Here is a 602-nt window from a genome sequence, read left to right as displayed (position 1 = left end):
GGCCGCCAAGCGCCGATCATCTGTGATTGGCACAAACCCCACGTGCATGTGTGGCGTCGCTTCATCGTTATGTACCACCGCATATAAAATATTCTGCTGGCCATACTTGCCAGCGATATGATCAAGTGATGCTTCAAAATATTTGCGCTGCTCGTCTGGCGACATCGCATGCATATACTCCGGACTGGCCGATACGAAGAACTCTGCCACCAGGACCGCATCATTCCGAATTTTTCGTTTCACACGGGTGGCCGTCATCTTCTTAATTTCTTCATGGTACTTAATTTTGTCTTCATTCACCAAGTCATAGTTGAGCATCGTTCTGGTTGAATCGATGTCTTTATTTTTACTGTTCTCGCCTTCTCGTTGGTTGTGTTTCTGGATCCCCAATATTGCGTCTTTGTGGAACTTTTGCATGCGGATAATCCCATATTTGGCCATCCCTTACCCCCCCATTTCGACCACTGTACTTGGGTCTAGCATACCACAACTTTAGATTTGGTGTAACGCACTACACCAATTTTTCATCTTCGATCAAATTGGGAGCGCGCTCTACGAGGTGGCGGTCGGATTCCTCCCTGTGTTTGGCTCCGCCAAAATGA

1 protein-coding gene is annotated in these 602 nt (G+C 47.3%); it reads right to left on the bottom strand.

Translation table 11 applies throughout. The features are described 5' to 3' along the window. Positions 1–441 (bottom strand): MobV family relaxase (gene mobV, locus OK414_RS29775; RefSeq protein WP_264363584.1); only part of this gene is annotated, 441 nt, incomplete at its 3' end. Between the last annotated feature and the right edge of the window lie 161 nt (positions 442–602).

Source organism: Priestia sp. JV24 (genome assembly GCF_025910025.1).
Classification (GTDB): Bacteria; Bacillota; Bacilli; order Bacillales; family Bacillaceae_H; genus Priestia; species Priestia megaterium.
The sequence above is the reverse complement of the archived record's forward strand: the minus strand, read 5'-3'. Positions and strand labels throughout refer to the sequence as shown.